Annotated in this window: 18 protein-coding genes; 9 read left to right on the top strand and 9 right to left on the bottom strand. The window is 62.9% G+C overall.

Annotation, left to right across the window (positions count from 1 at the left end; all coding sequences use genetic code 11):
- Positions 1-60 precede the first annotated feature (60 nt).
- Positions 61-2,115, bottom strand: coding sequence for an alpha amylase C-terminal domain-containing protein (locus IEW18_RS17845; RefSeq protein ID WP_188559233.1), 2,055 nt, complete (start codon positions 2,113-2,115; stop codon positions 61-63).
- A gap of 172 nt (positions 2,116-2,287) precedes the next feature.
- On the opposite strand from IEW18_RS17845, the gene ggt reads away from it, so the two are divergent.
- Positions 2,288-4,018: a gamma-glutamyltransferase gene (gene ggt / locus IEW18_RS17840; protein WP_188559232.1), complete on the top strand. Its 1,731-nt coding sequence runs from the start codon at positions 2,288-2,290 to the stop codon at positions 4,016-4,018.
- A 96-nt stretch (positions 4,019-4,114) separates the two neighbouring features.
- Here ggt and IEW18_RS17835 read toward each other — a convergent pair whose 3' ends face one another.
- From IEW18_RS17835 to IEW18_RS17820, 4 genes are all read right to left on the bottom strand, one after another.
- A complete protein-coding gene (locus IEW18_RS17835) occupies positions 4,115-4,480 on the bottom strand; it encodes a hypothetical protein (protein ID WP_188559231.1) in 366 nt (121 codons plus the stop codon).
- Positions 4,481-4,788: 308 nt separating this feature from the next.
- Positions 4,789-5,169 carry a hypothetical protein gene (locus IEW18_RS17830; protein WP_188559230.1) on the bottom strand — a complete coding sequence of 127 codons (381 nt, stop codon included), beginning with the start codon at positions 5,167-5,169 and terminating at the stop codon, positions 4,789-4,791.
- A 125-nt stretch (positions 5,170-5,294) separates the two neighbouring features.
- Positions 5,295-5,636 (bottom strand): hypothetical protein, encoded by a 342-nt coding sequence (locus IEW18_RS17825; RefSeq protein WP_188559229.1) that lies wholly within the window; start codon positions 5,634-5,636, stop codon positions 5,295-5,297.
- 555 nt (positions 5,637-6,191) lie between these two features.
- Complete coding sequence (locus tag IEW18_RS17820) at positions 6,192-13,235, bottom strand: cadherin-like domain-containing protein (RefSeq protein ID WP_188559228.1); 7,044 nt, start codon at positions 13,233-13,235, stop codon at positions 6,192-6,194.
- An 810-nt stretch (positions 13,236-14,045) separates the two neighbouring features.
- Between IEW18_RS17820 and IEW18_RS17815 the strand changes: the two genes are divergently transcribed.
- The 5 genes from IEW18_RS17815 (at position 14,046) to IEW18_RS17795 (ending at position 19,296) form a co-directional block, all read left to right on the top strand.
- Complete coding sequence (locus IEW18_RS17815) at positions 14,046-14,507, top strand: hypothetical protein (RefSeq protein ID WP_188559227.1); 462 nt, start codon at positions 14,046-14,048, stop codon at positions 14,505-14,507.
- Positions 14,508-14,561: 54 nt separating this feature from the next.
- The gene (locus IEW18_RS17810) at positions 14,562-15,473 is read left to right on the top strand and encodes a helix-turn-helix transcriptional regulator (RefSeq protein WP_188559226.1); all 912 of its coding nucleotides are present in this window, start codon (positions 14,562-14,564) and stop codon (positions 15,471-15,473) included.
- 91 nt (positions 15,474-15,564) lie between these two features.
- Entirely contained in the window at positions 15,565-15,987 is a 423-nt protein-coding gene (locus IEW18_RS17805; RefSeq protein WP_229728825.1) for a DUF983 domain-containing protein, read from the top strand.
- 313 nt (positions 15,988-16,300) lie between these two features.
- Complete coding sequence (locus IEW18_RS17800) at positions 16,301-17,740, top strand: alpha-amylase family glycosyl hydrolase (protein ID WP_188559225.1); 1,440 nt, start codon at positions 16,301-16,303, stop codon at positions 17,738-17,740.
- A 209-nt stretch (positions 17,741-17,949) separates the two neighbouring features.
- Positions 17,950-19,296, top strand: a complete 1,347-nt coding sequence (locus IEW18_RS17795; protein ID WP_188559224.1) for an alpha-amylase family glycosyl hydrolase — start codon at positions 17,950-17,952, stop codon at positions 19,294-19,296.
- A 172-nt stretch (positions 19,297-19,468) separates the two neighbouring features.
- Here the strand turns inward: IEW18_RS17795 and IEW18_RS17790 are convergent, their stop codons facing one another.
- The 3 genes from IEW18_RS17790 to IEW18_RS17780 all read right to left on the bottom strand — a co-directional run bounded on the left by IEW18_RS17790 (position 19,469) and on the right by IEW18_RS17780 (position 22,645).
- Positions 19,469-21,049 carry an N-acyl-D-amino-acid deacylase family protein gene (locus IEW18_RS17790; protein ID WP_188559223.1) on the bottom strand — a complete coding sequence of 527 codons (1,581 nt, stop codon included), beginning with the start codon at positions 21,047-21,049 and terminating at the stop codon, positions 19,469-19,471.
- Between the two features lie 138 nt (positions 21,050-21,187).
- A complete protein-coding gene (locus IEW18_RS17785; RefSeq protein WP_188559222.1) occupies positions 21,188-22,006 on the bottom strand; it encodes a penicillin-binding transpeptidase domain-containing protein in 819 nt (272 codons plus the stop codon).
- A 60-nt stretch (positions 22,007-22,066) separates the two neighbouring features.
- Positions 22,067-22,645: a YdeI/OmpD-associated family protein gene (locus IEW18_RS17780; RefSeq protein WP_188559221.1), complete on the bottom strand. Its 579-nt coding sequence runs from the start codon at positions 22,643-22,645 to the stop codon at positions 22,067-22,069.
- A gap of 92 nt (positions 22,646-22,737) precedes the next feature.
- Here IEW18_RS17780 and IEW18_RS17775 point away from each other — a divergent pair, with 92 nt between their 5' ends.
- From IEW18_RS17775 to IEW18_RS17765, 3 genes are all read left to right on the top strand, one after another.
- On the top strand, positions 22,738-23,688 hold the full coding sequence (locus IEW18_RS17775) for an aldo/keto reductase (protein WP_188559220.1): 951 nt from the start codon (positions 22,738-22,740) through the stop codon (positions 23,686-23,688).
- A 253-nt stretch (positions 23,689-23,941) separates the two neighbouring features.
- Positions 23,942-24,421, top strand: coding sequence for a GNAT family N-acetyltransferase (locus tag IEW18_RS17770; protein WP_188559219.1), 480 nt, complete (start codon positions 23,942-23,944; stop codon positions 24,419-24,421).
- Between the two features lie 106 nt (positions 24,422-24,527).
- Positions 24,528-25,241, top strand: a complete 714-nt coding sequence (locus IEW18_RS17765; RefSeq protein WP_188559218.1) for a DUF421 domain-containing protein — start codon at positions 24,528-24,530, stop codon at positions 25,239-25,241.
- A 35-nt stretch (positions 25,242-25,276) separates the two neighbouring features.
- On the opposite strand, the gene IEW18_RS17760 is transcribed toward IEW18_RS17765, so the two are convergent.
- Positions 25,277-25,978 carry an alpha/beta hydrolase gene (locus IEW18_RS17760; protein ID WP_188559217.1) on the bottom strand — a complete coding sequence of 234 codons (702 nt, stop codon included), beginning with the start codon at positions 25,976-25,978 and terminating at the stop codon, positions 25,277-25,279.
- Positions 25,979-26,032: the final 54 nt, after the last annotated feature.

The raw sequence follows: 26,032 nt of genomic DNA, 5'->3' as shown, positions 1-26,032 counted from the left end.
GCGGCTTCTCTCCCACGGGAAAGAAGCCGCTGGCTTGTTGCACCTATAACGTAGTTATGGCTACACCCGCGCCAGCACCAGGGCCGTGCGGCTGGTAACGTAGAGGCTGAGCTTATTGACGCCGTCCTCCTCGAACGTTTCGTAGGTCAGGGCAGTGTCAATGCGCTGGAAGCCGCCGAAGTCAGCATCGTCGGAGTTGAGCAGGATGCGGTAGCGGCCGGGTTGGGGCACGTAGAAGCGGTAGTCGGGCACGCTCCGGTCGACGTGGAAGCTGAACACAAAAAGCAGGTTGCCGCGCTCGAAAATCAGGACTTGGTTGTGGCTGTCGATGTTGAGCTCGTGAGCCGGACCGCCGGCCAACACCCGCGAGGATTTCGCCAGCCCAATCATGGCTCGGTCGAAGTTGAGCAGGTACTGGTACTTCAGGTCGGGGTTGTTGGCTAGGCTCCACTGGCGGCGGGCGAAGTGGTGGCTCCAGTTGTTGCCTTCCCGGGGAAAATCCACCCACTCCGGGTGGCCGAATTCATTACCGATAAAGTTGAGGTAAGCCTCGCCGCCCAAACTCAGGGTAGCCAGCCGGATAAGCTTGTGCAAGGCAATGCCGCGGGCCGTGATGGGGTCAGCATCGTCCTTGTGCATGTGCTCATAAATGGCCTTGTCCAGCAGCCAGTGGGCCAGGGTTTTGTCGCCCACCAGGGCTTGGTCGTGGCTTTCGGCGTAGGCCACGGTTTTCTCGCCGAGGCGGCGGTTGGTGAGGGTATACCAGAGGTCGTGCAGGTTCCAGTCCTCGTCGCGGGTGTGCTTGAGCAGCTTGATCCAGTAGTCCGGTATGCCCATGGCCAAGCGAAAATCAAAGCCGATACCGCCCTCCGAAATCGGCCGGCAGAGGCCGGGCATGCCGCTCATGTCCTCGGCAATGAGCAGGGCGCTGCGCTTGCACTCCCGCACCAGGGTAGCGGCCAGCTGCAGGTACAGAATGGCGTCCTCGTCTACCTCCGGGCCGAAATACTGGTCGTAGGAGCCAAAGCTCACGCCTTCGCCGTGGTGGTGGTAGAGCATGCTGGTGATGCCGTCGAAGCGGAATCCATCGAAGTGAAACTCCTCCAGCCAGTAGCGCAGGTTGCTGAGCAGAAACTGCTGCACCTCAGGCTTGCCATAGTCGAAGAGCTTGGAGTCCCAACCGGGGTGGTTGCCGCGGGCGCCTTCGTGGAAATACTGCCCGCCGGAGCCATCAAAGTCGGCCAGTCCTTCGGCCTCGTTTTTTACGGCGTGGGAGTGCACCACGTCGAGCAGCACGGCAATGCCACGGTTATGGGCCTCGTTGATGAGGTGCTTCAGCTCCTCGGGGGTGCCAAAGCGTGAGGATACCGCAAAGAAATTGGCCACGTGGTAGCCAAAGGAGCCGTAATACGGGTGCTCCATCACGGCCATCAGCTGCAGGCAATTGTAGCCGGCGGCCTGAATGCGGGGCAGAATCTGCTCGGCAAACTCGAGGTAGGAGCCCACCCGGTCGGCCTCCAGGGCCATGCCCACGTGGGCCTCGTAAATCAGGGGCTCACGCACGAAATTAGGCACCCGAAACTTCTGATCGGTCCAGGGGAAGGGCGTTTCCGGCTTCCAGACCTGGGCGGCGAAATCCTTGGTTTCGGGGTGTTGCACGGCGCGGCGCAGGGTAGCGGGCAGCCGGTCTTTGCCGCCCTTGCGGGTCACCACGTGCACCTTGTAGAGCGAGTGGTGGGTTAGCCGGTCCTGGTAGTCTTTATCGGCCAGGAATACTTCCCACACGCCCTCCGGGCCCCGGGTCAGGGGCGTGGCCTGCCGGTCCCAGCCGTTGAAGTCGCCCACCAGAAACAGGGCTTCGGCGGCCGGGGCCCACTCCCGAAACCAGTAGCCCCGGCGGCGGGCGTCGTAATTAAGGCCGAGGCGCTGGTGAGCCTGGGCAAACTTGGTGAGCGAGCCGCACTGGGCCGTAATTTCCGAGAGGCGCTGCTGTAGCCGCTGCTGACGGCGGCGGAGTACGGGCTCGTAGGGCGCCAGCCAGGGGTCGTGCTGCACCAGGGGCAGCGCGGGGGCAATTTCGGTAGCACCGGGGGCAGTAGGCAGGTCGGGAGTCATAGCGCAGGTACAAGTCAGGTCCGGCCCAAAGCTACAGGATTCGAGCAAGTCTCGATAGGACACCTAGGCCACGGAGCTCATACGTAACATCCGACCTCCCCGGCGGATTTCAGCGGAACCGGTGAAACCCGCCCGCGGCGGGGGCTTCTGAACTTCGCGTAGCTTTACGGATATGAAACGCTTTTTCTCCCCGTTGGCCCTGGCCGTACTGGTGGCCTGCTCAGCCCCGCAGCATACTACGGCGCCCGGCCCGGCCGCTACCCTGGCGTCGCCAGTGCCCGCCGCCACGCCCGTCGTCACGGATAAGGCCATGGTCGTATCGGCCCACCCGGAGGCCACGCGCGTGGGGGTTGAAATTCTGCGCAAGGGGGGCAATGCCTACGACGCGGCCGTGGCGGTGCAGTTTGCCCTGGCCGTGGTGTTTCCGGTGGCCGGCAACCTTGGGGGCGGCGGCTTTCTGCTCTACCGCGGGGCCGACGGCCGGGAAGGCGCCCTGGATTTCCGCGAAACGGCCCCCGCCGCCGCTACCCGCGACATGTACCTGGACCAGCAGGGCAACGTTATTCCCGACCTGAGTACCCTGGGCCATTTGGCGGCCGGCGTGCCGGGCACCGTGGCCGGCATGGTGGAGCTGCACCAAAAGCTAGGCAAGCTGCCCTGGAAAGACGTGGTGCAGCCCGCCGTAGACCTGGCTGCTCAGGGCGTGGTGCTGACAGAAAAGGAGGCGGCCGGCCTGAACCGTCAGCGTGATACGTTCCTGAAGGTTAATCAGAGCGCCGCCTTTATTCGCTCTCAGGGCGAGTGGAAAGCCGATGAAAAATTCGTGCAGGCCGAGCTAGCCCACACGCTGGAGCGCATCCGCGACCAAGGGCGCGCCGGCTTTTATGAGGGCCCTACTGCCGACCTAATTGCAGCCGAAATGCAGCGCGGCAAGGGCATCATCAGCAAGCAGGACTTGCTCAATTACCAGCCCAAGTGGCGCACGCCCCTGCATGGCAAGTACCGGGGTTACGAGGTGCTGACGTTTCCGCCGCCCAGCTCCGGCGGGGTAGCCCTGCTGCAAATGCTACAGATGCTGGAGCCCTACAACCTAGGTAAGGCTGGTTGGCATTCGCCCCAGGCCACGCACTGGATTACGGAGGCCGAACGCCGCGTGTACGCCGACCGCGCTACCTACCTCGGTGACCCAGACTTTGGGCGGGTGCCGGTGGCGCAGTTGCTCGAAAAGCCCTATAACAAGCGGCGCATGGCTTCTACCCTACCCTACCGGGCCACCCCGAGCGCGCAGGTAACGGCCGGCGCGGGACTGCCCGGCTACGAGTCGGACCAGACCACGCACTACAACATTGTGGACGCGCAGGGCAATGCCGTAAGCTGCACCACTACCCTTAATGGAGCCTACGGCAGCAAAGTGGTAGTAGCCGGCGCGGGTTTTCTGCTTAACAACGAAATGGACGACTTCAGCAGCAAACCCGGCACGCCCAACGCCTACGGGCTGGTGGGCGGCGCGGCCAATGCCATAGCTCCCGGCAAGCGGATGCTGTCCTCGATGACGCCTGCCATTCTCACCAAAAACAAGAAGCTGGCCCTGGTAGTGGGCACGCCCGGCGGTAGCACCATCATTACCAGCGTCATGCAGGCCATCCTAAACACCTTGGATTACGGCCTGAACGCTCAGCAAGCCGTGGCCGCGCCCCGCCTGCACCACCAGTGGCTCCCCGACCAGATTGACGTGGAAGCCGGCGCCCTGCTACCCGCCGCCCAGGACACGCTCCGGGCCCGCGGCTACCTCCTGAACCCCCGTGCGCCCTGGGGCCGGGTAGAAGTGATTCGGGTGCTGCCCGGCGGCAAGTTGGAAGGCGGCGCCGACCCCCGCGGCGACGACGCTGCGGCCGGATACTAAGCGGCTGTTGGTCTACCATCCATCAGCTCAAAACCCACCCGGCTTTGCATACTGCAAGGCTAGGTGGGTTTTGAGTTAGGGCCGGAAGTGGATTGCTTACTGCTGCTGGGCGTCGCGGGCGGTTTGCAGGTTGCGGGCTACCTCGGTGAGCTGCTTGGAAAGTTGGTCCAGGGATTCAATGTAGCGCGGGTTGGCATTGTCCACGAAACTGTTGATGTGCTCGGCCAGCGTTTGCAGCACGTCGCTGATGGGGTTGGGGTCTGTGCCGTTAAAGAAGCCTTTGAGCTTTACCAGGTCGGCGGCGAGGGTAGCGTGGGCGGTTTCGCCGGAGGAACGCAGCATCTGAATCCAGCCGTCGATGTTCTCCGTAGCCCGGGCTACCACTTGCGTTACGTCTTCACTGCGAAGGATGCGGAGGGTTGCCTCCAGTTGGTCGGCGCTGGCAGAATGCGAAATAGACATAGGAAAGGAGGTTGAGTGAAACACAGAGACACTAGCCTGTGTACTACTTCCTTACTCTCAGGGTTGGTAGCAACCAGGGTACAATATTTGGCTTGTAGTTCAGCTTCGTTGCGTGCGCTGCACCCGCTTCGAAGGCAGGTAAATTGCCTTTCACCCCTCCCCGGCAGCCTCACCTCACTTGTTCCATCAGCCGCGCTGGCCTAAACACGCCAGCGCGGCTGCGTTGCGCTCTGTATCCCTTCTTCCACAAAAGCGGCCTACCTCTTAGGAAGTAGGCCGACTTCGATGAGGGCGCAGGAAAAAGGAGGTTATAAAGTGGCGGCGGCGTTTTGGAGGGCCTCACTTAGCTGCTGCAGCTTGAGCTGCGACTGAGCATCGGCGCTGGCGGCGGCTTGGGTAGTCAGGTTGGCCAAGTTGTGCAGGCACTGTTTTACCTGGGCGCCGTTGGGGTTGCCGTGGTCGATGGCGTTGTAAAGGTTCTGCAGTTCCTCAATCAGAGGCGCAAACCGGTCACCCTCTACGGTCTGGAGCAGATTCATCCAGCGGTAGAGGTTGTCGCCGGCGGCCGGGAGTAGGTGGGGTAGCTGGTCGGTTTGCAGGGCGTGCAGGGTGGCTTCGAGGTGGGTCTGGCTGCCGGCCAGCACGGAACCGGGGGTATGGCCGGTGCCGGAGTTAGGGGAGGTGCTCATATAGCAAGTAATGTGAGTGACGAAAATTCAGTAGCCGACCAGAATGCAGTCGGCTTGCTCAGTAAAAAAACAGCCTCGCCCAGTAGGCAAGGCTGCGGCAGTGATGCGCCTACGGGCTAGTCAGCTTAGGAAACTTTCAGGTTGCCAGCGGCGGCAATGAGCGTCTGGCCCAGGTGGCGCAGGTGGTCCCCTACCCCATCGTGCATGTCGCGGGCAATCAGGGACGTTTGCTGGCCCAGGTGCTGCAAGGAGGCCGCCATGGCGGGCCGGTCGTCGCGCTCCACAAGGGTGCGCAAGTTGCGCAACTCACTTTGCAGCCCGGTTAGGGCGGAGCCGCCGAGACCGTCCAGGGCCTGAATCCAGTTGTCAATATGGGCTAGCCCGGCATCCACGGGATGGTTGCTGTGCTGCTCCAGGGCATGGTAGATGCCCTCAATAGTTTCTTCGATGCGGTCGGCGTGATTCATAACGCGGGAAGTTGGGGAAGGATGAAGAGGTAGTAGAACTGTACGCCAGCGGCGGCTCAGGCGTTGCCTTAGGCCGCAGGCAGCAGGAAATCAGCGCGGCGGTGGCCCGTTTGGGGGCGGCAGCTGGTTATCTGTTTACTGAACGCTGCACGGCGTTTGTCAACCTGGGGGAACAGCCGGGTTCAGTCCCGCAGAAATGAGGTGTTCATGCCCATTCGGCAGCTGGCACCCCTAGTCTTTCAAGTAGCTTAGAGCGCGCAAAAAAAACTTCCTGCTTCCTCGGTGTCGGTTTTCTGCGGCATCGTTCTGGAAGGCGCCTCACCCCCCGGCCCCCTCTCCGCGGGAGAGGGGGAGCCTGACAAACTGAATCTACTACCCCATAGAAACAGTAGAGGCCCTTGGCTCAGGCTCAGCTCAGGATGACACGGCTTTTGCCTTGACAACAAGCTGGCTAAGAACTGCTCCTTGTGCGTACCTTCTACACCGTAGTAGAGCACAGAAAAAAAGCCGCGGCCCTCTGGGCCGCGGCTTTTTTAGGCCTTACAGGAAGCTACCCTATTCTTTCACGAAGCGACGTACCAGGGGAATGCCGTTCGGGGTCTGCACTTTCACGAGGTAGGTACCGGCCGGCAGGTTGCTTACCGGAAGCGTGGTGCTCAGGGCCGCATCCAGCTGGGTTTGCAGTACCTGGGCGCCGGTGGCGCTGTACACCGTGATGGTGGCCTGGCTGGCTTTGGCCGACAGACGCACGTGCAGCACATCGGTAGCGGGGTTGGGAAACAGTACCAGCTCCGGCTCGGCGCTTAGCACGAAGCGCACGAGCTGCACTTCCGTCAGGTGGGCTTGGCCATCCGTGTCTACTTGCTTGAGGCGGTAGTACACGACTGCCCCGTGGCGGCTGGCGCCGGCATCCTGGAAGCGGTACTGCTGGGCTGCGGAGGTGGTGCCGTGACCGGCTACCTGCCCGATTTTCTCGAAGGTTTTGCCATCTACGGAGCGCTCCACCTCGAAACGGGCGTTGTTCAGCTCCTGAGCCGTAGCCCAGTTCAGCAGGGCATTAGCGCCCTGACCCTGGGCCGTGAAGCTTATCAGCTGCACGGGCAGCGGGGCCCCGCCAATGCTGAAGGCCACCAGCTGGCTGCTCGTGCCCCCAAACTCGTCGGTGGTGGTTACGGTCAGGTTGTAGCTGCCGGTGCGCAGTAGGGTGCGGTTGGCAACCGTTACGCGGCCCGTGGCCGCGTCCAGCGTCAGGCCAAGGCTAGCAAGCTGGGCCGTGCCGGCGGCATCGGTGGTAGCCGTTCGGATGCCGGTGTCAGTTACCGTGTTCAGGTTAGTAACCGAGCTGAAGCTGTACTCGCCGCCGTTGGCATCGAAGGCACTCGTAATTACGTCGCCGTTCTGGTAGGCTCCATTGCTGCCGCCTTTTACAGTAGCCGCCGTGTAAACCGTTGTGTTATCCTGGCCTACGGGAATGGTGTAGAGCACCGGCGCCGACTCGGCGTTGCTGTTATCAAGGGCCGTAAAGGTAAAGTAAGCATTGCCCACGAAGGAGCTTACCGGGTCGAAGCGCAGGTTGCCGGCCGCGGTAGCCGGTAGCGGGAAGCGGCCGTTGCTCAGGGTTACCGGCGCGAAGTTGGTTCCGTCGGCGGCGTAGAACAGCGTGCCTTGGGTGCCCGCATCGGGCAGGGAAGTAATGGCGTAGCCCGTGATGGAGCCATCAGCATCGGAAGCGCTGAGCGGCGACAACGCCAGGGCCACTGCGGCGGTGTTGCCGTCGGGAGCCGTCAGGTTGTTTACCACTTGGTTGGCCACGGCTACCTGGTTGGCCAGGGTAGTCGTGTAGGTCTGGGTGTCGTCGGCGGTAGTGGTTTGCGCCGAGGACGCGCCTACCGTGGCCGATACCGGGAACGAGGCAGCGGTAGCCGGCACCGGGAAGGTGATGGTGTAGCCTACCGAAGCGGCCTGACCAGCGGCCAGGGTGCCCACGGCCGGGAACGTGACCGTGCCCGTGCCGGGAGCGTAGGTGCCGCCGCCCGTAATCACCACATCGGCCGGGTTCAGGTTGGCCGGAATCTGCGCCGAAATGCTTACGCCGGTAGCCGCCGAAGGCCCGTCATTCAGCACCCGTACCAGGTAGGTAGCCGGCTGACTGGGCAGAACCGTGCCGGCCTGGGCCGAGGTCTGGGCGCTGGGGCCGCGCACAATGGCGCGTACGTTGCTGAGCGAGTTCACCGCCACGCTGGCCACGGCCGTGTTGTTGGTCGGGGTACCGTCGCTGAAGGCCGAGCTTACGCTGGCTACGCCCGTCAGGGGGCCCACGCCCGGCGTTACCACCGTGATGGTGCTGGTTTGCGCGTTACCGGCCGTGCCGCTGGCTTGCAGGGTCAGGGCCGGGAAGGTCACCTGGCCCGAGGCCGGGTCGTAGGTGCCGCCGTTGGTGATGCTCAGGCTGGCCGGGTCGAGGCCGGCGGGCAGGGCCACGCGCTGCACTACGTTGGTAGCCGGGGCCGTGCCGTTGTTGGTCGCCGTTACCGTGAAGACTACCGGCTGACCGGCCGTCTGGCTGGTTGCGCTTACGCTGAGCCCCATTACCACATCGGCCGCCGTCAGGGTGGGCCGCAGTACGCTGGTCGTGAACGTGGTGGCGTTGTTGCTGCCGTTCACGTCGTTGGTTGCCGTGCTGGCGGTGGCAATGGCCGTGGCGCTGATGGCGGCCACGTCGGGGGCATTGAAGGTAATGGTGTTCGTTACGGAACCGGCCAGGCCAGCTACTACCTCCGTCTGGGCGGGGAAGGTTACGCGGCCCGTGGTGGCGTTGTAAGCACCGCTGATGGGGGTGCCGGCGGCGTTGCGCACGGTTACGTCCGTCAGGCCTACGGGCAGCTGCACCGTGGTGGTTACCCCGGCGGCCGGCGAAGTGCCGGTGTTCAGGGTGCGCACCGTCAGGACAACCGGCGTGCCGTTCACTACCACATCCGGACCCGAAATGGTGGCTACCACATCGGAGGCGCGGCTGGCCGTCACGGCCAGGGTGCTGGTGTTAGTGGCCGTGGCGTTGTCGGGAGTAGTGCTGGTTACGAAGGCCGTGTTAGTGAACGAACCCGTCGGGGCATCAAATGATACCGTGTTGGTTACCGTCTGGCCGGGGGCCAGGCTGCTGATAACCGGATAGGCCAGCAGGGCCTGGTTGGGCTGCACATCCACGGTGCCGGTGGTGCCGGCCGGCAGGTTGCTGGAGTAGGTCAGGTTGGCAACAGCCGGGGGCAGGCGCAGGAACTGCTGCACGTTGGCGGCCGCCACGGAGCCATTGTTGGTCGTCGTCAGGGTGTAGGTCACACGCTGGCCAGCCGTCACGGCCGTGGGGCCTACCAGGGTGGTTACCACATCCGCCGCCGGCCGAACCGTGAGCATGAGGGCCGTCACGTTGTCGGCGGGAACCGGGTCGGTGGTGGTCGTGCTTACGTGGGAGTTGAAGAGCACCGGGCCGTAGGCCGGCGTATTCAGCTGCACGGTAAAGGTTTGCTTGGTGCCACTTACCAGGCTGGTAGCGGGCCAGGCCACCACGCCGGTGCTGGCATTGTAGGTGCCGTTGCCGGAAATGGTAAGGGCACTGGCCGGCAGGTCGGCCGGAACGGTAAGCTCCTGCACTACGCCCGCCGCCGTGCCGGGGCCGGCGTTGGTTACTATTGCCGTCAGGGTCAGCGGAGCGCCGGGAGCGGCCGCGCTAACGGCTGTGCCGTTGCTGGTCAGGGCCAGGGAAGTGTAGACGTTAGCCGGAGCGTCGGGGTTGGCTACCAGGGTTGTAGAGGTCGTGAGGGAGTTGTTGCCGGGTACCGTCTCGCCGTTGGCTTTCACGCTGGCCGTAGCCGTGAACGTGCCCACCGTAGCCGGAGCCGGCAAACTGATGGTGTTGCTCACCGTCTGGCCGGCGGGCAGGGCGCTGATGACGGGGAAGGTAACGTCCGTTGAGTTCGTGGCCGCGTTGTAGGCGTAGCTGCCGTTGCCCGACACGAACAGGCCCGTCAGGTTGCCGGGCAACGACACGGTTTCCACCACGTCGGTTGCCAGGGAGGGGCCGTTGTTGCGGGTTACGACCGTGTACGTGAGGGTAGTCCCCACCGCCGCGTTGGCGGGCGCCTGCAGAGTAGTCGTCAGGTCGAAGGCGGGCGTTACGTTCACCGTGGCGCTGGCCGTGTTGTTGCCGGTAGTCAGGTCAGCCACCGTGGCGGAAGTGGCGCTGGCCGTGCCCACGAAGGGGCCGGAGCCGGGCACCAGGAAGGTGACGCTGTAAAGTGCGTTGGCACCGCCTGCAATGCTGGCGGCCGGGAAAGTTACCAGGCCGGTGCTGCTGTTGTAGGTGCCGCCATTGCTAAACGTAAGGGCGCCGTTCGGGCCGGGGCCGAGAAGGCTGGCGGGCAGTTGCAGGGTAGGCGCCACGTTGCTGGCCGTAACCGAGCCGTTGTTGGTAGCCTGCACCGTGAAGGTAATCGGCTGCCCAGCCGGAGCGGTAGTGTTGTTGGCCGGCGCGGTCAGGGCTACCACCACATCAGCCGTAGGCTGCTGCACCATCACCACAATATTGGCTTGGTTGGTGGGCGCCCCGGCCGCGTCCTGCACGGTGTAAGGAGCCGTGGCCGTACCCACGAAGCCCGCTACCGGCGCGAAGGTTACTACCCCACTGTTGTCCACCGTGAAGGTGCCCTCGGCGGTAGTCACGCTGAGCTGGCGGTTGGCCAGGCCCGGGTTCAGGTCAACGGTAGCCACGTTAAACGAATTCTCGGGGTCGATGTCGTTGGTCAGCACGTTCAGGCGGGTGCTGGCGCCCGCGGTAGTAGAAGCCACGTCGGCTACGGCCGTGGGGGCCAGGTTACAGGAGCCGAAGTACACGTCGTCCACGCCCAGGTCGTTGCCGCCGGTGGCAGTGCTCACGTTGCGAATCTCGAAGGTGGCCGAGGTGTTGTTGCCCGAGTACCACACGTCGGAGAACTGCACCCACTGGTCGGGCGACTCGTTCAGCTGAATCGTACCCGACACGGACTCACCATTGATAACGAAGCCCAGCTCCGGAATGCCCTGGCCGCTGTTGGGAGCCAGCAGGTTGTTGAAGAAGGCCGAGAAGGTGTAGTAGCGGTTGGGCTGCACGGTTACGGTCTGGGCGTAGAGCGTCCGGATGGAAGCGGCGCCGTTTACCATCAGGAAGTTATCCGTAGTGCCGCCCGTGTGACCGGTTCCCTGGAAGTTGGGGTGGTAGGTGCTGGCGTTGGTGCCCACCGTGTAGGTGCCCTCGGGGTAAATACCGGTGCTGGTGTTGCCCGCAGTGTAGGCTGAGGCCACGTAGCTGTAGTTGGTTGCGAAGCCAGTGTTGCCGCTAGTGAAGGCTGGGTTAGCCAGCAGGTTGGAGCCTGTGGCGGAAGTGCAGGCCGTGTTCGTGCTGAATACGCGCAGGCTTACCGTGGCGCTGCCCGAGCACAAGGGCGTGGCGGCGTTGTCGCAGGCGGTGTAGGTGAAGCTGTCGGGGCCAGTGTAGCCGGTAACGGGCGTGTAAGTGTAGGTACCGTTTGCGTTAAGCACGAGCGTGCCGTGGGTGGGCGCGGTGGCCAGCGTCACGGTGAAGCCGTTCTGCTCCTGGTCGTAGTCGTTCAGCACCACGTTGCCGTTCACGGCCGTGTTCAGGGGTACGTCGCGGGAGTCGCCGGCCACCACGGGCGGACGGTTCGGGGCATTCACGGTGTAGGTGGCGGCCAGGTTGGAGCGCAGCCCGGCGTTGTCGGTAGCCGTGTACGTAAAGGTGGTCGTACCCACAAAGCCCGCGTTCGGCACGAAAGTCAGGTTACCAGCATTAGCCGCCAAAATTACCTGGCCAACCGTTACGGCCGCGTTGCCGAGCTGTAGGCGGCCGTTAGCGGGCAGGGATTCAATAGTGTAGCTAGCAATGCTGCCATCCGAGTCGGTGCCGCTGAGCGGGGCCAGGGCGTAGCCGAAGGTGGGTAGCGTAGCCGTGACGTTGTTGGCTACCGGCGGCAGGTTGCTGGGGCCCGCGCACAAAGCCGAGGTCGGGACTGGCTGCTTGGAGATGGTAGCGCCCGGAATCGCGCTGGAGTAGGAGAATACCAGGCTATTCTCGCCATCGTTGTCGCCGTACATCAGCAGCAAGTTGTGCAGGCCCGCCGAGAGGGTCACGGTAGCTTGCCGCTCGCGCACGGTGTGGGCCGTTCCGTTATCAACGGTAGCCGTGGCCGCGGTGGGGGTAGCAGCTACGGCTGCCGCATCGAGCCACAGGTAAGCGGCATCGTCAGAGGAAATATAGAAAGTGTAGCTACCCGAAACGGGCACGTAAATGCTACCCCGCAGGTGGGCACTGAACAGGTCGGGATTGGCTGCGGTGCCGGTAGCAGTATTCGTGCCGGTCAGGTCGCTGCCGAAGCTGCTGGTTTCCGGGAAGTTCACCTGGGCATCTACGCGGCGCAGGCTGGGCGTGCGGCTGCTAAAGAACGTCAGGTTATCGGCGAAGTAGCCCGCGTAGTATTCGGCGGTCAGGCCGCCGTAGGAGTTCGTGTTGTCAAAATAGGATGCCGAGCAGCCCGCCGGGCCAGCAATGGCCTGAATCGGGATGCTGAAGGTGGCGGGAGCAGATACCAGGCCGACGTTATCGGTAGCGGTGTACCGGAACGTAGAAGTGCCGCCGGCAAAGGTTGGGGCCGGGTCGAAGCGCAGGCCAGCCGCCTGATCGGGCGAAATAGTGGTGCCGGCCGGCAGCGCAATGTAGTTGGGGATGCCGAGCAGAACGGGCGCATTGTAATAGAGCACCCCTTCATTGGCCGGCGGCAGCTGCGTTACGGTGTACCCCGTAATGGTGCCTTCGGCCTGGGCCGTGGGCGAGTCGATATCGGTTTGGCCTAGGGAGTTGGCCAAGGCAGCCGCATTGGTTATGTTGCCAGCTACCGGCGCGGTACGGCACCAAGTAATCTGCTCAATGCCAACCATGTGGTTGTCAGGAGTTCCGCTAGTGGTATTGCGGTAGGTCAGCGTTAGGCGAGTAATATTGCCAGTAAAGCTGGCCGTCACGGTACCGCCCGTGTTATTGTCCACGTTCTGGGTACCGGTGGCCGTAGTGCCTGATATTGCGGTTGAGCTGGTGGATGGCTTCGTGAGGACAGGCGTTACGGGTGCCCCGCTGTTGCTGCCAGCAACCGTTACCTGGTCAGTAAAGCCAGCGGCCATATCCACGTCCTGGAGCCGAATGGTCAGGTTGGCAACGGGCCGGTTAAAGGTAAAGGTGATGGTAGAGTACCGCTCACTGGCAGCCGAGTTATCGGGGTAGTCATTTGACCAAGCCAGCATGGTGGCGCCGTTAACGGCCTGGGTCCGCAGCACTGCGCTGGTACCCGTAGCCCCGGAGTAGTAGCCTTCACTACCAATTGTAGTAAGGGGGGAGCCGGCCGGTACCCCCTGGGGCGTACGGGCTTTCCACTCCCCACTGGCGGCGTCACTGGAAAAAGCGAGCGTAGTGGTGGCCGCGCATTGGGCCGCCACCTGATTCCAAAGTCCTACCCCCAAAACGAGCCCTAAAGGGGCCCAGTAGCGTAAAGGTGTCTTCATGCAGAAATGAATAGGTGTATCTGAGGGCATCCACGACAAGCCCGCCCCCGCAAGCAAGACCAAATTTACTACCATCTACCTTATAAAGTTCAATTACTTATTAAGTTGAACTTCTAGCGCTTATAAGGAATATTAGATTACTAATTCACTATAACTATTTAATATTCAATTGCTTAAAGTAAATTCTATTAATTGGAATTGTATCCCAGATTGAAACATACATCAATGCTTATGTCCAATTATGAAACCACCTGAACTCAGGCGTAGAACACCTGCATTTTTTGTACTTTACCTATGGTTTCAATTTGGGATGAACTTGTAGCCTCCGAGGCTCAATTTTTTTTATTGAGGCCGTTATTATTTTCCTCGACAAGCTTCGCAAGTACCTCTTCACTTGCCCTATCCAGTTCCCGTAGTACCTCCGGACCGGCAGCTTACCAATTTGCTTCTTAGCGGCGGCAGTGTCTATCGGAGCTGTTAACGGTTGGGGTGAAGGCCGTTATGCCGAACCGAAGCCGCAGCATCTCGCGGGCTGATTCACTTCATCATTCCTGACTGTTCACCTGAGCTCAGCCGCGTGGGCCCTAATCAGGAAAACGGCTTGATTTAGCGTCTGCGCCGTACAGTCTGTTTGCGTTGAAAGCACCCTTTGTAGACAGTGGCTACACAGCCTGGCTTGACTGTTAGTCTGACCAAAAAAGTCTGGCTCTGTGGTGAAGGGCAGTCTGCGTGCCTGCTCATCTGCTCCGGCAAGCTATTTTTGGCAGAACCCCCGGGGCTCCTTGCGTTAGCGGGTTCCGGTGGCCGCCTATGAGACAGAAAATCCGCGAGTGGCTGCGCCGTTACCTGCTGGCCGAGGTGCTATCCGTAGGGGCCACCCTGGCTGGGGCGGGCCTGGTGTGGTACCTAGCCCCGGGGCAGGAGTTGCGGGCGGCGCTGGCGGGCACCTGGGCCGGCAATGTGGCCTACTTTGGCTGGCTGCTGGGGCAGGATATGCTCCTGGCCCGCCGTAGCCTGCGGGCCCAGGGCCGCCCCTACACCAGGCACACGTTCGGGCGCAACGTGCGGGCCCTGGTAGTGGAATTTGGTCCGGCCGAGGTGCTGGACAGCCTGCTGATTCGGCCGGCCCTGCTGTACTGGCTGCCGCGCTGGACCGGCAGCCGGGTGGGCGGGGTGCTGCTGGCCAAGTTCGCGGCCGACGTGACCTTCTACGTTCCGGCCATCATCAGCTACGAACTCAGCAAGAAACGCCTGCGTAACTTCGGCGACTAACCGCCGGGCATGTTGTAGCTTCCGTCCTTGACTTTCCTACCCTACCCCGCTCCCATGAATCCGCCCGGCCTGCCCGTTCTCACCCTGGAGTCCTTTCCGCAGGGACGGCCCCGGCCCTGGTACCTGGAGCAGCTGGCCCGCCACGTGGCTAACTTCCCCGGGGTCAGCCAGCCCCACGCCCACGATTTTTACCTGCTGCTCTACGTCACCAGCGGCCACGGCACCCACACCATTGATTTAGTCAGCTACGAGCTGGGGCCGGGCAGCCTGTTTTTCATGACGCCCGGGCAGGTTCACCATTGGCAGCTTTCCCCGGATGCCCAGGGCTACGTAGTCTTGTTCGAGGCTGATTTCTACCTGTTTCGCTACCCCGGCTCTCGGCTGTTTGCCTACCCCTTCTTCCAGCACGCCCACCCACCGGTGCTGCAGCTGGGCCCCGCCGACACCGAGCTGCTGCCGCTGTTCGAGCGGATGTGGCAGGAGCACCTGGCCCCCGCCCCGGAGCAGGACGAGGTGTTTCGCTCCTACCTGCACATTTGCCTAGAGCTGGCCGCCCGGCACTACCCCGCGGGCGCGGGCCCGCCCGCGGCGGCCGGAGAGCCCCGCCACGCCCAACAGCAGCTGCGCGAATTCGGGGCCCTTATCAACCAGCACTTCCGCACCCAACGCGAGGTGCAGCTCTACGCCGATTTGCTGCACGTGTCGCCCAACCACCTCAACGCCCTGTGCCGGCGCCACCTTGGCAAAACCGCCAGCGCCCTGATTCAGGAGCGGGTTCTGGTGGAAGCCCGCCGCCTGCTGCGCCACACGCCCGCTACCGTTGCGCAGGTAGCCGACTCCCTGGGCTTCGATGATGCGTCGTACTTCAGCCGCTACTTCCGCAAGCACGCCGGCCTTACGCCCGAGGCGTTTCGGGAGGAGCGAGAGGAGCCGGAAGGCAGCAAAACCCCGGTTGGCCCGCGTTGATTTGTACCGGACAAACCCGGAAATAGCTCTTACGGGCGCGTAGGCGGCATTTTATCTTTGTCATACGATTTCACCAACCCGCTAAGAAATCATGACGAAGCTACATTCGACGGCCCTGGCCATGCTGCAACAGCGCTGCCCCCGTTGCCACGAAAGTCCCTTGTTTACGCACTCGGCGCTCAACCCCGTGCACTTTGCCGAAATGCCCGAGCACTGCCCCGTGTGCGGGCAGGCCTACGAGCCGGAGCCGGGCTTTTACTGGGGTGCCATGTTCATCAGCTACGCCTTTTCCACGGCCATTATGCTGATAACGGGGTTGCTGGTGTACTTCCTGTTCCACGACCCGGCCGTGTGGGTGTACGTGACGAGCGTAGCCGTGGTAGCCGTGCTCCTGACCCCGCTCAGCCTGCGCTACTCCCGCACCCTGATGCTGTACTGGTTTGGCGGCATCACGTACCGCCACCGGCGGCCGAAAACCCGCCAAGAAGCTGTTTCAAGCTACTTGAGCAACTAAACGGCACGGGGCAGCGCCCTTCTGCGCTAACTCAAACAGCCTCTGAGGGTACTGGTCAGTAATGAAAATGGTCGTCCTGCAGAGGCGTAGCCGAAGCATCTCGCTCGAATCGTTGGGTAGTAACTTAGAAGTCGGCCCGCGAGATGCTTCGCGGCGCTCGGCACAACGGGCTAATGCAATTCACAAGCCCTGACTGTTCACCCGATCCAGTCTTGGCCCTGCGTTGCTGATTGCGCTGCTTAGTTTACGCCGGGCTGCATCTATCGTACTAGTTCTTGCCCCGGCAAATGCGGGAAAAGCGGTAAGTTTCGCCATGTCCCGTGCTTTTCTTTCCCTGCTCCTTGGCTTGCTGCTGCTCGGCGCCTGCCGCCAGGAGCCCGCCATAACCTGCGCCCCCGAGGCTCCCGAAGCGTACACCGTTCGCCACCCCCGGTGGGCCGATTCCGCCAGTATTTACGAGGTTAATATCCGGCAGTACACGCCCGAGGGCACGTTCCGGGCCTTTGAAGCCCACCTGCCCCGCCTCCAGAAAATGGGCGTGGGCATTCTGTGGCTGATGCCGGTGCAGCCCATCGGCCAGCTCAACCGCAAAGGCAGGCTGGGCAGCCAGTATTCCATCCGGGACTACCGGGCCGTAAACCCGGAGTTTGGCTCCCTCGACGAGTTGCGCCACCTGATCCGGACGGCGCATCAGCTGGGCATGCACGTCATTCTGGACTGGGTGGCCAACCACACCAGCTGGGACAGCCAGCTGCTGCAACAGCACCCCGAGTGGTTTACGCGCAATGCCCAGGGCCAGTTGGTACCGCCCGTGGCCGACTGGCAGGACGTCATCGACCTGGATTACAGCAAGCCCGAGCTGCGCCAGTACATGCAGCAAACCATGGTGTACTGGCTGCGCGACGTGGGCTTCGATGGGTTCCGCTGCGACGTGGCCGGCCTCGTGCCCATGGGTTTCTGGAACCAGACCCGCCCTATGCTGGAAAAGGTGAAGCCCGTGTTTATGCTGGCCGAATGGGACGAGCTGCACAGCCCGCCCTTCCTCAACAAAGGCGAGTTCAACCCCAACACCGGCATGCTGGAACAGGCCTTCGATGCCACCTACGCCCTGCGCATGCGCTACCTGCTCGACAGCATCAGTCGGCGCCAGCAGCCCCTCACGGCCCTCGATGCGTATCGGGAGGTAGAGCGCAGCCGCTACCCCGCCTCGGCCTACCTCATGTACTTCACCACCAGCCACGACATCAACAGCTGGGACGGCACGGAGTATGAGCGTCTGGGCAAGGATGCCCTGCCCCAGGCCGTGCTAGCGGCCCTGCTGCCCGGCATCCCGATGGTATATAGCGGCCAGGAAGCGGCCCTGAAAAAGCGGCTGCGCTTCTTCGACAAGGACACAATTCCGTGGCAGGACTACCCCTTGCAGGACTTTTATACCACCTTGCTTCAGCTCAAGAAGCGCCACCCCGCCCTGCGCAACGGCGACCCGTGCAGCGAGTTTACGCGCATGGCCCCCACGGCCAGCCCCGACACCTACGCCTTCGTGCGCCGCAAGGGCCCCGCAGGCGTCCTGACGGCCGTGAACCTGGGCCAGCAACCCCACGAGTTGCTCCTGAGCGGGTTGGGTCCGGGCGTGTACCGGGAGGTGTTCACGGGCAAGGTGCTCAGCCTGGGCTCGGGCTCCCGCCTGCTGCTGACCCCGCACAGCTACCAGGTGTATGAGCAGCTCCCGAACCCGGACACCAGCTGGTTTTAAGCCGCCAAGTTTTATCGTAGCAGCCAGAATAGCCTCAGCCAAAAGCAATTACAGTTTCCTGTAGTCTCGGGCTGCGCATGACCTATGCATGGCTTGTGCGTGCCCTGGCGGCAGATGCCTCGCCGGCCGCGCCGCCTACCGCGCGCGAGAAGCCGCGTAACTACGGCGGCGGCTTGTCGTTGAACGGGCTAGCTCCTACCCCGCCGCTTATGTCTGAACTCCTCTCCCACCCCGATGCGCACCTGTTTCAGGTGCGCCACCCCGACTGGGCCGCCAACGCCACCATCTACGAAGTCAACCTGCGCCAATTTACGCCGGAGGGCACGTTCCGGGCCTTTGAGGCCCACTTGCCCCGGCTGGCTTCCATGGGCGTGAGCATAGTGTGGCTGATGCCGATCCACCCGATTGGGGAAGTGGAGCGCAAGGGCACGCTGGGCAGCCAGTACGCCGTGCGCGACTATTTGGGAGTGAACCCGGAGTTTGGCACCCTCGACGAGTTGCGCCACCTCGTGCAGACGGCTCACCACCTGGGTTTGCGCGTGCTGCTCGATTGGGTAGCCAACCACACCAGCTGGGACAACCCGCTGGTGCAGCAGCACCCCGAGTGGTACCAGCACGACGCCCAGGGCCACCTGGTGCCGCCCGTCCCCGACTGGACCGACGTGGTAGCCTTTGACTATGCCCACCCCGCCCTGCGCCGCTACATGACCGATGCCCTGCTGTACTGGGTGCGCGAGGCCGGCATTGACGGGTACCGCTGCGACGTGGCCGGGCTCGTGCCCACCGACTTCTGGGACGAGGCCCGGCGGGAGCTGGACGCCGTGAAGCCCTTGTTTATGCTGGCCGAGTGGGACGAGCTTTACCCCTCAGGTGGCCTGACCTGGGAGCAATTCAATTCCGACACCAAGCTGCTGGAAAAGGCCTTCAACATGACCTTTGGCCTGCGCCTGCACTACCTGCTCGACCACATTGCGGAGGGCAAGCAGCCGCTTGCCGACATTGACGAGTACCTGGCCGCCGAGCGGGCCAAATACCCGCCCTCGGTGTACCTGATGCACTTCACCAGTAACCATGATGTAAACAGCTGGGACGGCACCGAGTATGAGCGCCTGGGCCCGCTGGCCCTCCCCTTTGCCGTACTTACGGTGTTGCTGCCGGGCATGCCCCTGGTGTACACCGGGCAGGAAGCGGCCCTCAACAAGCGCTTGGCCTTCTTCGACAAAGACCCCGTCGACTGGCAAGACTACCCCCTGCAGGATTTTTATACCCGCCTGCTCCAACTCAAGCGCCGCCACTTTGCCCTGCGGAACGGCGACCCGCTCAGCCTCTTCCAGCGCCTCCCCGGCCCCGCCGACACGTACTGCTTTCTGCGTGCCAAGGGGCTGGCGGCCGTACTCACGGCCGTTAACACCAGCCCCGAACCTCGCCTGCTTCAACTGCCCGCCGAGGCCGCCGGCACCTGGCTGGACGCGTTCAGCGGCGAACAGCTCATATTCCGGGCAGGCGAAGAACTGGTGTTGCCGCCCCAGGGCTGGCGGGTGCTGGAAAAACAGTAGGAAATAAGCCCTGGCATCCTCTCCGCATTCGCCTAGAACAAGCCCATGAGGTGAGAGACGGGCCGGCAGATCGAGAGATTTGAGAAGAGGTAAAAAGCCGGTAAATGGAGAATTCGGGAGGCGACGGGCAGAAAGCGAGGTGGCAAATACACCAGGCAACCACGCTGGCAGCTTACTGCTTGCCGGGCCCGTAGAGCACCTGTCCGGCGCGCTGGCCGGTGTGCTGGCCATTGCGGACAGTGAGGCGGCCGTTCACCAGCACGTACTTCATGCCGGTGGAATACTGGTGGGGTTGCGCAAAGGTGGAGCGGTCCTGCACGGTAGCGGGGTCGAAGATGACCACATCGGCGGCGAAACCGGGGCGCAGCAGGCCACGGTCCGGGAAGCCGAAGGTTTGGGCCGGCAGACTGGTCATGCGACGGATGGCTTCTTCCAGCGTAATCACGCGCAATTCACGCACGTAGCGGCCCAGTACCCGGGCGTTGGAACCGTAGCCGCGCGGGTGGGGCGCACCTTCCCGCCACACCCGGATGCTGGCGTCGGAAGCTACCATGTTCTGGGGGTAGCGCAGGATGCGTTGCACGTCGGTTTCGCTCATGCCGTGAAACACCATGCCCGCATCATACTGGAGCACCAGCTCCAGAATAGTGGCGGCCTCGGCGCGGGCCTTGTGCGGGCGCCCCCGGCGACGGTTTATTTCTTCGATACTCTGGCCCTGGTAGCTGGTATCGGGCGGGAAGCTGGCCACCACGGCGTAGCTGAAGTGCTTCATTTTGCGCGCCCGTAGTCGCTCGAGCATGCTGGCTTCCACGGCCCGGCGCACGGCCGGACGGGCCAGGCGCTGGCGCAGAGAGTCGCGGCCGTCGGCCTGCACGGCATCGGGTAGCAGGGTGCTCAAGGAGGTGGAGCTGGCCGTGTACGGGTACTGGTCGATGGTGACCTGCTGACCATTGTGGCGGGCTTGGTCGAGCAAAGCCAACATTTCGGCGGTGCGGCCCCAGTTCTGCTGGCCACCCAGTTTGAGGTGGGAAATCTGGAGCGGCAGCCCGGCCTCCCGGCCTACTCGCAAGGCTTCCTGCATGGCCAGCAGCACACTGTCGCTTTCGTTGCGCATGTGGGTGGCATAGAGGCCGCGGTAGCGGGCCGCTGCCCTCGCTAACTGTATCAGCTCAGGCGTGCGGGAGTAGGTGCCCGGCACGTAAATCAGCCCCGACGACAACCCCACGGCGCCGGCCCGCATGGCCTGATCCACCAGGCTTTCCATCTGGCTTAGCTCACCCGGGGTAGGCGGGCGCTGGGCCCGGCCCATCACGGCTTTGCGCACGGTGCCGTGACCAATCAGGGAGGCCGTATTCACGGATAAATGCAGGCTGTCGAGGGTGCGGAAGTAACGGCCCAGGTTAGGGCGGGACGAGCCGCAATTGCCGGTTACCACGGTCGTGACGCCGTCGTAGAGAAAGTTATCGGCCGTAGGCTGGCGTACTTCGTCGTCCTCGATATGGGTGTGCACGTCGATGAAACCCGGCGCTACGGCCAGGCCCTGGGCGTCAAGCACGGTATCGGCGGGGTAAGTGGCGGGCAGCCGTCCTACGGCCACGATGCGGCCGGCCCGCACCGCCACGTCGCCGAGCACCCAGGCGTTGCCGGTGCCATCGTAGAGGCGGCCGTTACGAATCAGCAGGTCCGCCCGCGGCGTTTGGGCCACGGCCAGGCGGGTAAGCAGCGACAGGAAAATCAGCAGGTAGTAGCGCATAGAAACGTAAGGTAGCGCCGCAGCGGGCTACTTTTCGAATCGGCGAGAAGCTAGTATAGGCAAGGCAGACCAGCCCTGCTTTGTTGCGCGGTTATTTACGGAAGCGCTACTGCTTGACGTGGCACGGCATTCTTTCTTCTACAGCCACTGCATTTCCCGCAAAATAGCTTCCGTGAGGGCGCGGCGGCCGGTTAGAAACCGCTCATCGGCTTTGGGGCCGGGCTGGGGTTCCACGTTGAGGGCGAAGATGGCCGTGCGGCCATCGGCGCGCTCGACCCAACCCACAAACCAGCCATTGTCGGGGTTGGTAGCGGAATAGAAACGCCAGCCGGTTTTGCCGTACAGCGTGTGCGTGGGCGTTTTCTGCAAGATCAGCAGCTGCTTGACGGCCCGCTGGTGGCGCACGGCCACCGGCAGGGTTTCGGCCTGCAGACGCCGCAGGAAATCTACCTGCTCAAACTGACTGATCTGGGACTTGCCATCCAGCCAAAACGTATCGAGGGTGCCGGGCGTGACAACGATACCAGGGTAGTGCAGCTTCCGCAGCCACTGCTGGTACGGTTTCACGCCCACTTTACGAGCCAACTGCTGGTAGCAGGGCACGCAGGAAACGCGCAAGGCACGGGCATAGGGCATGTCCTGGTTCCACTGCGGAAAGTCGCGCTTCACGCCGTCCCAGCGGCAGAGGGTAGCCGTATCGGGCAGGGCGCCGGTTTGCAGGCCAATAAGGGTATTCGGGATTTTAAAGGTAGAGGCCGGCAGGAAGCCCCGACGGCAGCGCTTTTCCTGGTAGGCGGTAAAGCGGCCGGTGGCAGTTTCGTAGAGCAGAAACGAGCCGCGCACCCCGTACTGGTCGAAGTGACGCTGCAGGTTGCGCTCCGTAACGCGGGGCGCGGGAGCAGCACCAAGTAGCAGCACGCAACTGAGGCTCAGCAGCAGGTAGCAAGTCCGTAGCATAGCCGCGAAGATAGGAGGTGCCCGCAGCCTAGCGCACGGGCAGCCGCACTTTCCCCTTATCTATCGGGGTGGCTGCGGCGCAATAAGCTGGTCTACCAGGCGCGCAATGCGTCGCTGCCGCGTTTCGGGCCGGCGTGCGGCAGCCAACTGCTGCAAGTGCTGCTTGCGGGTACTGGGAGCTAAACGGGAAAAACGCTGTTCCGCGCCGGGGGTAGCGGCGAGGGCCGCGGCCAGATCGGGCGGCACCAGCAGGGCGTCGACTTCATCTAGGGCGGTCCAGCTACCGTCTTGTTGCGCGGCGGCTATTTTGGCCTGTCCGGCCGGCATGAGCAAGCCGGCGGCGCCCAGTTGCGCAATTCGCTTTTTATTGACTGCCGACCACACGCTGCCTTTTTTCCGGGGCGAAAAGTACAGGTGAAATCGGCTGTCATCGACCTTGCGGGGCAGCGAGTCAATCCAGCCGAAGCACAGGGCTTCCTCCACGGCCTCGGCGTAGGTGAGGCGGCGCGGGCCGCTACCTTTCTTGTAGAGTACCAGCCAGATACCGACCGGCCGGGTATGATGAGCAGCCAGCCACGCTCGCCACGCCGCCCGGCTGGGAGCATCTACAATTTCCAGGGTATCGAGTTTGGTAGCCATCGGGGAAAAATACGAGGTGGCGTGCCCGGGTCCTAACCTCCGGGCGCCCCGCCGGTTTACCTTACCGTTTCCTTTCCTTACGTACCTAAGTTATGCAACACCGTGAACTGGGCCGCTCCGGCCTGCACATTGCCCCGCTCGTGCTGGGCGGCAACGTCTTCGGCTGGACCGCCGACCAAGCTACTTCCTTCCGGATTCTGGACGCTTTTGTGGCCGGGGGCGGCAACGCCATTGACACCGCCGACGGCTACTCGGTGTGGGTGCCGGGCCACGTGGGCGGCGAGTCGGAAACCATCATCGGCAAGTGGCTGCGCCAGCGCGGCCGCCGCGACGACGTGGTACTTGCCACCAAAGTTGGCTGGGAAGTCAACCCCGAAAACAAGGGCCTCAAGAAAGACTACATCCTGCGCGCCGTGGAAGGCTCCCTGCGCCGCATGCAAACCGACTACATTGACCTCTACCAGTCCCACAAAGACGACCCCACCACGCCCGTGGAAGAAACGCTGGAGGCCTACGCCCAACTAGTGCAGCAGGGCAAGGTGCGCGTCATTGGGGCCTCGAACTTTGATGCGGCCCGCCTCCGGGAGTCGGTGGAAGCCAGTGCCCGCCTGGGTTTCCCGCGCTACGAGTCGCTGCAGCCGCTCTACAACCTCTACGACCGGGCCGAGTTCGAGCAGCAGCTCCTACCCCTGGTGCAGGAGCACAACATTGGCGTGATTCCGTACTACGGGCTGGCGGCGGGCTTCCTCACGGGCAAGTACCGCACCGCGGCCGACCTGCAGAAAAGCGCCCGCGGGGGCGGGGTAGGCCAGAAATATTTAAACGAGAAAGGCCTGCGCATCCTCGGCGCCCTGGATGCCGTGGCAGCCCGCCAGCAGGCCACGCCCGCCCAGGTAGCCTTGGCCTGGATACTTGCTCAACCCGGCCTTACAGCGCCCATTGCCAGCGCCACCAGCCCCGAGCAGGTAACCGAACTGCTCAAAGCCACCGAGCTGCAGCTCCCCCCCAACGATGTACAAGCCCTGAACGAGGCCAGCGCCTAATCTTGTTTGTAAAACCGGCTGGGCCACGGATCCGGTAGCTGCTACCGGATCCGTGGCCCAGCCGGTTTTGCGGCTTTCGGTTCAGACCTGCCGCGAGGTAGTCCCCCCGAGGCAATAGCTCCCGGTTTTTGTCAGCTTAAAAAAGCGTGGCAGCCCCGTGTTCATGGCTAGCTCACTGACAACCGACGCTGGAAAGCTATTGGTTTATGGCCATCCTTCTGCAACTTTTGCGCTAGCTTCCCGGCTTTTGCTTATGACCATCCGCACCGCTACCCGGCCCGACCTTGACGCTTTGTACTCCATGTGGTGCGAGCTAATGGACTCCCACGAGGCCTACCACCCTGTTTTCGGCTACTACCGTCAGGCTGAGCCGGAGCTGAGACGCGTGCTGCTCCAGCGTCTGCAGGAGCCGTATACGCGTTTTTTTGTGGTAGAAAACGCCGAGGGGCTGATGGGGCTGCTCGTGGCCATGTACCAGATTGGCAACAACGGCATGCACTTCAGCCGGCGCGGCTACATTGCCGAAACCATTGTGCGCCCCCAGTACCGGCGCAACGGCCTGGGCCGGCTGCTGTTCGAGACGGCCAAGGAGTGGCTTACCCGCCAAGGCGCCGACCACCTGGAGCTACAGGTGGCCGTGGCCAACCCCGCCGGCGTTCAGTTCTGGACGGCATTGGGCTTTGCGCCTTCTACCTACCATTTCGTCTTGCCCTTGACGCCGCCCGTCCAGTAGAGAGGCAACCCAACCGGGCTGTTAATACCGATTTAATTAACTGTTCAGTTATTACCTGCGTTAGACCCAATCCGGCCACATCGGCCGGATTGCTACTCCGTTGTGTATGCTACTTGCCGCCGATATTCAGCCCTTCGACTGGAAACGTATTCTTATTTCGGACAACGCGCCCCCGCTGTTTCTGCTGGAAATTGCCCTTCGCTGCGTAGTCACGTATCTGCTGGTGTTGGGGGCGTTGCGCGTAACGGGCCGCCGCGGAGTACGCCAACTGTCCATCTTCGAGCTGAGCATCATTCTGGCCCTGGGCTCGGCCGCCGGCGACGCCATGTTCTACGACGACGTGCCCCTAGCGCACGTGGCGGTGGTGTTCGTGCTGATTTCCGGCTTGTATTTACTGTTCAACTGGCTAACTGAACAGTACCCCCGTTTCTCCGACTGGCTGGAAGGGGCGCCTATTCTGCTGATTGAGGAAGGCGAAATCAAGTTTGATGCCCTGAAAAAACAAAACCTGACTCAGAAAGAGCTATTTGGAGAACTGCGCCAGTACCAGGTAGAGCATTTGGGGCAGGTGCGCCGCGCCTACATTGAGGCTACCGGCAACGTGAGCATCTACTTTTTTGAGGACGCCGACGTACGGCCCGGCCTGCCTATCTGGCCCGAGCGCATCAAACAAGCCCAGCGCCGGGTCGAGCAGGCCGGCGAGTATGCCTGCGCCAGTTGCGGTCACGTGCAGCAGCTACCCCGCGGTGGGGTAGCCCACTGCGCCGTATGCCACCAAGACGTCTGGGTGCCCACCTGCGCCGATAAGCGGGTGCAGTAAGCCACTGCGGGCCAGCCAGTAGCGAAGAAAGGGGCTTACGACTTACTTAACTCCTGCGCTAACGGAGCCGTGGCACGTAGATGGGTAAGCAGCCACCGTACCACATCCGCGTCTACCTGGTCGCGGCACTCGTCCAGCCCGTGCCGGCAACCGGGATAAAGCAGCAACTCTTTGGGCTGACGCGCCCGCTCATAAATATTCTCCGAGCACCGGTGGGGTAGTATTTCATCGTCGGTGCCGTGCAACACCAGCAGGGGCCGTGGGCTTACCTGCGCCGTTAGGTCGGTGCCGTAGGTTTGGCTGCTCATGGCCACCACCGCCACTACCTCCGGGCTCAGGGCGCCCGCGCTAATCACCACGGCGCCCCCAAACGAGTGCCCCACTAAAGCAACATGCCCGTAGCCGCGCTGCTCCACCAGATACTGCACGGCCAGCAGCGCATCCACCACGCACTCCTCCAAGTAGTTGGGCTTGCGGTAATGCAGGCGCAGGGAGGCAATGCCCTGCCCCGCCAGCTGTCCTGCCAGTCGCGGATACATTCCCCAGGCAGGGCCGTCGAGGCCCCCGCCTGAACCGCCTACCCACACTACGGCGGCCGCTCCGGGGGTGGCCGGGTGCAGGCGAGCAGGCATGGGGCCAGCATTCGTGTGCAGCGTGAGTTCTTCCATTCCTGCCGCGTGCCGCTCTACCGTTACGGCTTCCAATGCATACTCCTGCGGTTGTTGCTGCTTTGCCATGATTGCGCCACTTGGTTGATATTCAACGACGTGTACTGCTCCCAGCGGAAATTG

Origin of the sequence: Hymenobacter glacieicola, from assembly GCF_014640315.1 — a bacterium.
Classification (GTDB): Bacteria; Bacteroidota; Bacteroidia; order Cytophagales; family Hymenobacteraceae; genus Hymenobacter; species Hymenobacter glacieicola.
Note: the sequence above shows the minus strand (reverse complement) of the source record. Positions and strands in the feature narration are given on the sequence as shown.